The organism is Nisaea sp., from assembly GCF_039990255.1.
GTDB lineage: Bacteria > Pseudomonadota > Alphaproteobacteria > Thalassobaculales > Thalassobaculaceae > Nisaea.
The window spans coordinates 164,123-171,742 of the sequence record NZ_JBDXGG010000009.1 but is presented as its reverse complement, the minus strand read 5'-3'; the positions used below and the strand labels follow the sequence as shown (position 1 = coordinate 171,742).

Annotated in this window: 6 protein-coding genes and 1 pseudogene; 3 read left to right on the top strand and 4 right to left on the bottom strand. The window is 55.9% G+C overall.

The genetic code is table 11. The annotated features are described in order from the left end of the window. Both ABJ076_RS08785 and ABJ076_RS08780 read left to right on the top strand, forming a co-directional pair. On the top strand, positions 1-220 hold a 220-nt coding region (locus tag ABJ076_RS08785; RefSeq protein ID WP_348189653.1), incomplete at its 5' end, for a hypothetical protein. A 366-nt stretch (positions 221-586) separates the two neighbouring features. Continuing rightward, positions 587-1,303 carry a hypothetical protein gene (locus ABJ076_RS08780; protein WP_348189651.1) on the top strand — a complete coding sequence of 239 codons (717 nt, stop codon included), beginning with the start codon at positions 587-589 and terminating at the stop codon, positions 1,301-1,303. A 605-nt stretch (positions 1,304-1,908) separates the two neighbouring features. Here ABJ076_RS08780 and ABJ076_RS08775 read toward each other — a convergent pair. After that, the gene (locus ABJ076_RS08775) at positions 1,909-3,339 is read right to left on the bottom strand and encodes a hypothetical protein (protein WP_348189649.1); all 1,431 of its coding nucleotides are present in this window, start codon (positions 3,337-3,339) and stop codon (positions 1,909-1,911) included. Between the two features lie 248 nt (positions 3,340-3,587). Next, the gene (locus ABJ076_RS08770) at positions 3,588-4,268 is read right to left on the bottom strand and encodes a transposase (protein WP_348189647.1); all 681 of its coding nucleotides are present in this window, start codon (positions 4,266-4,268) and stop codon (positions 3,588-3,590) included. A 79-nt stretch (positions 4,269-4,347) separates the two neighbouring features. Between ABJ076_RS08770 and ABJ076_RS08765 the strand changes: the two are divergent. After that, positions 4,348-4,715: pseudogene (locus tag ABJ076_RS08765) on the top strand (AarF/ABC1/UbiB kinase family protein); the annotation flags it as partial. A gap of 252 nt (positions 4,716-4,967) precedes the next feature. Here the strand turns inward: ABJ076_RS08765 and ABJ076_RS08760 are convergent. Beyond that, positions 4,968-5,414, bottom strand: a complete 447-nt coding sequence (locus ABJ076_RS08760; protein WP_348189645.1) for a hypothetical protein — start codon at positions 5,412-5,414, stop codon at positions 4,968-4,970. Positions 5,415-5,459: 45 nt separating this feature from the next. After that, positions 5,460-7,523 (bottom strand): TonB-dependent receptor, encoded by a 2,064-nt coding sequence (locus tag ABJ076_RS08755; RefSeq protein ID WP_348189643.1) that lies wholly within the window; start codon positions 7,521-7,523, stop codon positions 5,460-5,462. Positions 7,524-7,620 lie beyond the last annotated feature (97 nt).

Below are 7,620 nucleotides of genomic sequence, written 5' to 3'. Positions count from 1 at the left end.
GTTCGTTTCAGTATTAATGTTAATTATTTTTCATTTATATTTTCTATATTATTTTTCATTTAAGTTTGAAAAAGGAAAACGTTTAGGTAGGTCGTACAGAGAAAGAATGATTTTCTTTACTTTTGATATGCCAAGAAATTTGAAAATTGCACAAGCATTTATTTTGTTTTTTTTTGGGGTGTCTTTTTTTGTTTATGCTTTTAGGGAGTGGTGTCAGTGACTCGTCCAACTGTCGATTTTGTTATAGGAGTTAAGGAATTAAAGAGACACACTACTTAATTGAAATGTGTGAATTTCCGTTAAGTGCTCCCTTTCCCGGGGGCTGTGTTGACGGCTTCAGACAGTGTTGGGTTAAAGTAATGTCCTCTTAAGTGCGCTTAATCAGACAGAAATGTACTGAAGTTACGCAAAGCGCCCGTCCGGTAAATTGAATAATGGCGCCCGAAGAAAAAACTTTATAAATCAATAATATGATGCCCTTTATTACGGCATCTCATAGCTGTCAGTTATACGATTGGTCTGACCAAGTCATCTTCGATTGCTCGCGATTTAAGACCGTTCGTTCTCCATCTGTTATAGTTAAAGGATGGGGGCCTTTTCGTTCATCAGTGTTAAATCCAATACAGCCGACCGGCTCGCCCGTGCGGGCTTCGTTGCTTCGTTTTCTGACGACATGCGCGCCTGGAAACAGGCTCTCCTGGGCGATAATCGGTTTGTGTCGCCACATTTTGACCCCGACTTTTCTGCGTCCAAGGGCGCAATGTGGATCCGCATCTCCGACCGGATCACAGGCAAGCTCGCAGCTTGCCTCGCCTATCGCATTTATCCGGCTGCTGACTACCTAGCTATGGTGGAGAACGGCCGAATATATGTCGATGACCCTTATGCTTGGGGCTTTCGGCCGCACCGACACGGAATGGAGCATATAGACCTGAGCGGTCGGGTGATGAGCCGTGGCGGACTGCATAGTTTCAAGAAAGGCTACGCACTCAGTTTTTGGATTTGCGGTATTGCGATGGAAATCGCCCGGCAGGAGCGTGTCGATGTCGCAGCAGGAATCACCTTGCCCGGTCCCCACGTTCCTTTGTCGTGGTATGGCTACCGGCATTCAGCCAAGACGACCATGCACGAGTGGCCTAACTTTCCTAATGAACCGCATTCCATAAAAATCGTCTGGAGCCATGCCTCCGAGATTCGTCAAGAACTTGAACAGCGCAAAAAACTATTCGGAGAAATGCAAAATGACGACCTCAAAGCTATAGCAAAAGAGTATGAGCGGCGCGCGCTGCTCCAGCGCACTTGACGTCTCCAGCTTAGTGCTTTTTTGAGCCAAAGGGGCAGACCTTAACTCGTTGAGTTATGCTGGCTCCGGGCTCTCCGGTTTATGTCTTGATTTCTTCTTGCCGAGTGCTCTGCCAAGCCATTGCGAATTACGGCCATGTCCCTTTAATTGCCTTTAATTGCTCGCTTTAATTGTCTTCGAGCCGCTGTTCCAGATTCTTCACAAACCCATCGCTCCCGAGCGGTCGCCTGTATGCTCGTGCTGCCTGATCAGAGCCGTCAGTTCCGGCGTGGTGCCGCCATCAGGGAAGAGACGCCAGTCTCCGATCCTATCCGGCAGGTCTGATGTGAGGATGAGGTCTGCGGCCGTTCTCTTTTCCGGGGTAAGAGACAAATGAGCGCGCGCTTACCGGGTTGAACGCGACATCGCGCCGCCGCGACGGAATGCGTTTGGTCCAGCACGATGCCAAGCCTCTCCGGAGGGTTTGAGCAAGCTGGGCTGCCCACCGGGACCAGTGACGGGGATGTCACCTGCATCTTCTCCTTACGTGGGAGGCGGTGCCTGGTCCCGGTTTAAGGGAAGCGTCGTCTTGATTGCGGACGCTTCCCGACGTCGAGCAGACAGTCTCAGTGGCTGCAGCGCTGTAACGTCAGCACGCTGGCAATTGATCCGGCCAGGGCGTTGTCCACGAAGTCGTTCGGCAGCGCGAGCAGGTTGTCGTTTCGGAGATTGCAGACATTGTCGAGAAGCCAGGGGTAGGTATTACAATCCATCATCGGTTTGGTTGACATCAGCGGCGAGTCGGCTTTGCTCAATGAGCGCAGCAGGGCGATGACGTTATTGATTTTGTTCTGACCGGTCGCCGTGGCTTGCAGGGAAAGAACGGCAAAATCTTTGCCCGATTGCCCGCTCTCGGTCATTGCTCCCAGAGCATTCAATATGATCTGGGGGTCGGTCGTTTCATAGCTGCTGTTATAGGAGCCGTAGCTTGTGGCCGGAAACCAATTCAAGCTGGGCTGGTTAAGGAAGAACAACCGCCTGTTGCTTTTAACCAGGTCGCTGTAGGAGGTCTGCAGGTCGGCGGCGGAACCGATCTGAATTGAGGCCGCTCCCATAGTCTGCTGTACCTCCATGAATTGGCTTTTCAGTTCCTCGGTCGTGGGATCCATTGTGCTGTGTGCGAGGAACCCGGACGTGCTCAGGTGGACGGCTACGATTTCCGTCGGGTTGGCCAGAAGCCACGTCAGGACATCCTTAATAAAGCCTTTGTATGTCTGACCCGGTATCAGAGTATGAATATGATAGAGGTCCGGCAGGATGGATCTGAAGGGGCCGAGGACATGCCCTGGCCGGAAGTCGAAATAACGACAGCCGAGATCAAGCATCGTGCTCACGTTGTCTTTCTGGGTGACGGCCTCTCCTACGATGACATGTTTGAGCTTCTTGCCAATCCACTGGGTCAGGTCTCCGGCTTCCGAAAACCCACTGGTGACAGCTTCGGTCAACGCCTTGTGGGCTGCCGCGTCGCTCAGCAGTTTGTCCACCTGCGCAAGATCAAAAGTGCCCGCGTCGTGCGCGCCAGGCAGCGCAAAACTTGCAAAAGGCGCGTCCCGCACATCTGAATGAGCCGCTGCGAGTGTCCCCATCCAGTTCTGCTGCGAGGGAGTCAGGTAAGCGTAGATCTGATCATTTCCCGTTAATCCCGTTCCTGACTCGGAGCCTGCGTCGAACATTCCGTAGGACAGGCTGAAGTCACTGCCGATCACCGAAGGCGTCTGCATCATGTCTTCCAGCGGCCCGCTGGTTGCTTTGGTCAACGGGTTGATGCTCTCCCGGAAATCGTGTGGCGGTAAGGTGTCGGTGCGGAACTGGAAGTCTCCAGACGAATGAGTGAGGTGGGTTTCAAAGGTGATTTCGCAACTTCCCTCTGTTATGAGCGGAGTGGAGGGCACGGATATGGCCGATAGAGCATAACTTCCATCGGCGTTTTCAGCCTGCGCTTCAAGGGTGTAGGGTGATGAATTAATAAAGTAATAGTCAAAGTCTTTCTTGACCATGACTGCCTCCTGTTCTGTAAAGAGATGTCTTGTTTGATCGTAACGGCTTGCGTCATTCTTCTTTTACTGCTCGGGCGGCCGGATCATCTACATGTCGGGCACTGGAAATGCACTCAGGGGTTGATTTTAAGCTGCGTGCCCTGTTGGACGCATGGCATCCCGGAATGTGATCAAGCAATTTGATCCCACGTCATGGACGGTTCAGAAGTTTGGAATTATGGGGACACGCAGCTTAATTCAGCCTGTCATCACGGCTCCGTAGCACCAGTCTTTGGCCCAGGTTTTCGTTTTCTGAGTCTTCTGCCCAGCCGCTGTTCCAGATCCTTCAGAAACCCGTCGCTCCCGAGCGGTCGCCCCGTACGCTCGTGCTGCCTGATCAGATCCGTGAGTTCCGGCGCGATGCCGCCATCAAGGAAGAGACGCCAGTCTCCAATCATATCCGGCAGGTCTGACGTGAGGATGAGATCTGCGGCCGTTCTCTTTTCCGGAACACGAGAGAGAGGAGCGCGCGCACGCGCTTGACCAGGGCCAGTCTTCCGGCCGTGCGGCAAGTCGCGCGCGTACCGGGTTGAGCTCCACATAGCGCGCCGCAGCGACGAGATGCGCATCGTCGAGCGGGAAGGAGGCGAACCGGCCCTGCCAAAGATAACCGCGCCAGCCTTCCCGCCGATTGACCCGGTGTGTGTGTAACGCTGGTGTATCTCCTCCAAGGCTTTTGCCAGGCCGTCGGTCGTTTCCGGCGCAAGGATGAGATGGACGTGATTCGGCATCAGGCAATATGCCTGGAGCGCGACGCGAGCGCGGGGTAGCGCGTCGGCCGGGATCTCCAGATAAGCCGCGTAGTCCGTATCGGAAAAGAAGGTGGTCTGTCTTCGGTTACCCCTCTGCGTCACATGATGGGCGAAACCGGGCACGACCACGCGCGCCATGCCGGAGTCATGTGAGGAAAGGGGCCGAAATTAAGGTGCGTGTCCCCAAAATCCAAGGTGTGTGTCCCCAAAATCCCAGGGCTTCGAGGGGCTGGACAAGGAAACCGTCGAGATTCTGAACATGTGGGCCCGCTTCATCTACGCCCCGCTGATGGAAGACAAGACCCGCCGCATCCAGGAAACCAACACCGGCATGTATGGCCGCGCGGTGTCGGAAAAAGTCCATGTCGAACTCCGCCGTCTGCGGGGGGGGGGGGGAAACCACCGCGAGAGTTCGTCCTGATGGACCGCGCGGCGATCGGGCTTGGCTCGGTGTTCCTACACCTGAAGGCGGAAGTGAACTGGTACCGGCTGTTCCACGATCTGGTCGCGGATTTCGATGTGGACGTGCTGGCGAAGCGGCAGGCTGAGGCGCTGAAGGAAGCGCGGGTGCCGGAGGCGGAGTAGGCCTGAACCGAGATCGCGGTGGCTCGCGAAACCTTGGCGAAAGTCCGATATGAGATCAGCCATGAGGGTTCGGCAAGTGACGGTTCCGGGCGGAAGATACGCTCATGGGGATTGCACTTCAGGCGGGATATTTTAACCGAGCATGGCCCTCAGCATTATGGGCATCGGTTTGTTCATCCGATAGGGCAGAGCCGCGTTGGTCCGGCACGCCGTGCTGCTAAAGTTGTGTAGGCAAGAGACCCGCTGCGTGTCTCATCGTCCGGCTCTAAAGCGTTCCACGATTTCGTGTGCCTTGGCCGCAGCTTCAACCGAAAGATCTTCCGTTTCGCCGAGCCAGTCCAGGGCGCCGTCCAGATTTGGAAATACGCCGCCCGGAATGCCGAAGGCCTTTTCAACGCTTTGGCGATTCATGACGTCGAAGCTGGACGGAGGCACCGTGATGGCCATGCAGGAAACCAGCCGGCGCATATCCTCGGCAGCGCCGGCTTTGAGCCATTGTTTCGTGACACGGCCAACTCCCGGAACCTGATCGAGGGAGCTTTCGTCAAGATAGATCCGCAGCGAGATGAAACGCTCGTCACGGGCAAACCAGGCGTTCCAGATGTCCAGCATCTGATCATGCTGCTCCGGGCTCTGCGTCCCGTCCTGCATCAGAATGCCGAGGGGCCAGAGCGTATTGTCAGATGCTATGCGGGACATGATGACCTCGGAAGGTATGAGGAACGTGACGATCAGAGTGTGGGATCAGAACCGGGCGCTGACGCCGACGCGGAATGTAAGCGGCTGGAGCAAGACAGCAGTATCAGCTTCGGTCGTTGCGCCGGGATAGTAGCCGACGGCGGTGTCAGCATCGAAAATGTTTTCGATCTCACCGAATACGCGGATGGTGCCGAACGTGTAGCCGACTTCGGCATCCGTCACGATATAGGCGTCGGTCTTGCCGCGGGGCCGGTTGTTGATGTCCGTGAAATAGCTGTCCGAATAGCGGGCGGCAAGGCTGGCGTTCCAGCCGTCCTGCTGCCAGGAAATACCTGCGGCGGCGGTAAGATTGGGAGCGCCAAAGAGGCTGTTCCCCTCAATGCCTGAACCTGGGTTTTTCTCCACTTCAGTCTTCAGCAGGCCGATATTGCCGAACAGATCGACGCTTTCGACGAGCGAGAAGGTCGCACCAAGTTCCGCGCCATAGGTCACAACCTGATCGGCATTGCGGACGACGAACAGCTCGTCCCGTGTGTCGAGTGGAGTCAGGTCAAATGGCAGCTGCATGTCGGAATAGCGGGCGTAGAACAGATTCTGGGTGAGCCCGAGCCGTCCGTCCATCAGGGTCTGTCGCCCATAGAGTTCGTAATTCCAGACCGTCTCGGAATCGTATTCGTAATGGACGACGGGGAAGGGGTTAGGCGAGCCGAAGGCGATACCGCCACCGCCTGCATTATAGCCTTTTGAAACCAGCACACCGTAATTCTGGTTGTACGCCGCTTCCCAGTTCACACCGATCCTCGGCAGGAAGGCATTCGAGGTTTGATCGCTGTCGATGGTCGCAACGGTGCCTGTCGAATCGCCACCGCTGCGCCGGTGCTGCTCTTGCTCGAAACGGGCGCCGATGGTCAGCTCCCAAGCATCTGCGAGCGGAATGATCGTCTCGCCATAGATGGCATAGGTGTCGACTTCGTCGTCGAAGTTCTGACGGGCGACGAACTCGATGAACTCATCCTGACGCGACCGGTAGAGATGGGTTCCGAGCAGGGCTTCGAAGCCGTTGTCGCCGGAATAGCGAACACGGGGGTCCATGGCGAACTCGAGCGAATCGATCCGGGCGTTGGAGGTGTTCGGTGACACTGTACGGGTGAATCTGAAATCCGTGACGGAGGCATCCAGTTCCAGGCGCCAGTTCTCGTCCAGATCGACCTCGAACTCACCACCGAGGCTGGTCGTCGAGGGCTTGTGGACCGGTTGCTGCGGGAAGTTCGAATTCCTTTCCTCGAACGGCCGCACGATGAATTCGCCTTGCGGAGCTTTGTAACTGCTGTGCGACGCGGTGAGAAGCAGCGTTGAATCGAGCCCGAGATTAGGCCGGGCAAGGAGTTTACCGCGCAGGGAGAGAGCTCTGATTTCCCCCGGATTATCGGTGCCGGGGAATGGCTGATAGTTTACGGCGGACTCGCCGGCCTGCCAGTCCGCGGAGAAGCGCGCGGCCAGAAGATCCTCGATGATCGGTGTGTTGACCATGCCGGAGAACCGGCGTCCCTCGTAATTTCCGACAGAGGTTTGAAGCGCCCCGGATTGCTTGAAGGTCGGGTCTTTCGTGGTGATGGAAACGTTTCCTGCGATGGCGTTGCGCCCGACCAGAGTGCTTTGCGCACCGCGCAAGACCTCGATTTTTTCAACATCCCACAGAGAGGAATTTCCGAACACTATCTCGTTGTAGCTGGCTGGCCGGCCGTCAATCCGAAGGCCCAGGCGGGCGCGGCTGCCGGCGAAGAAGGCATTGGCGTTCTCGGCCGGCCCGGTTCCGTCCACACCGCGGATGGTAGGAGCTTTTGCGGCGCCGGTCGGGACCATCATGTTGACCGTGTTTTCCAGCACGTCGCGCACATTGGTGATAGCCGGGCGCTTTTCCAGCTCTTCCGCATCAAGGACATCGACGCTGGTGCCGGTGCGCTGCTGGGAGCGCTCGATCAACCCGCCGGACACGGTGATGCTGTCCAGTTGAACAGTGTTGCTCTTTGCTTCTTGTGCGAGCGCTGGCATGGCGGTAGCAAGAAAGACCATTGTGCCCGAGAGATAGCCTCGTATTCCGATATGCATCGCCAGAATCCCCAAATTCCGCTAATAGTACTGATAATCATTCCTAATTGCGGGTGAAATCACCAGATTGCCGAATAGTCGTCTACTCCATTTGCGG

Bases quoted from the DNA above. Each gene is read 5' to 3' on its own strand.
- ABJ076_RS08775 (WP_348189649.1), bottom strand. From the start codon at position 3,339: ATGGTCAAGAAAGACTTTGACTATTACTTTATTAATTCATCACCCTAC.
- ABJ076_RS08760 (WP_348189645.1), bottom strand. From the start codon at position 5,414: ATGTCCCGCATAGCATCTGACAATACGCTCTGGCCCCTCGGCATTCTG.
- ABJ076_RS08780 (WP_348189651.1), top strand. From the start codon at position 587: ATGGGGGCCTTTTCGTTCATCAGTGTTAAATCCAATACAGCCGACCGG.
- ABJ076_RS08770 (WP_348189647.1), bottom strand. From the start codon at position 4,268: ATGGCGCGCGTGGTCGTGCCCGGTTTCGCCCATCATGTGACGCAGAGG.
- ABJ076_RS08755 (WP_348189643.1), bottom strand. From the start codon at position 7,523: ATGCATATCGGAATACGAGGCTATCTCTCGGGCACAATGGTCTTTCTT.